1 protein-coding gene is annotated in these 258 nt (G+C 51.9%); it reads right to left on the bottom strand.

Annotation, left to right across the window (positions count from 1 at the left end):
- Nucleotides 1-33: 33 nt before the first annotated feature.
- On the bottom strand, nt 34-258 hold a 225-nt coding region (locus tag AC1RPR_RS08925; protein WP_481763592.1), incomplete at its 5' end, for a hypothetical protein.

Raw genomic sequence — 258 nt, 5'->3', positions numbered from 1 at the left:
CGAACGTTACGTCTGCGACCTGATTCAATTCGCTCATACCGATCCTTGCGCCTCTGCCTGCTCGATCGTCAGGCCAAATTTACTTTCGAAATAAACATAGTCATATGCTACGCACAGATCACGGCCGATGCCGGATACCGCGTGCATGAACTCTGCCATCTTTTCCTCTTCTACGTGCGGAAGCCCGTTTAGTCGCTCCGGCACAAGATGCGCGTAATCAGCGCGATCTTTGATGCACTGCTCATCGTTGTCAAAGCC

The organism is Dellaglioa sp. CoH-57-MRSF-22 (assembly GCF_056781895.1).
This window is presented reverse-complemented; position numbering and strand designations above follow the sequence as displayed.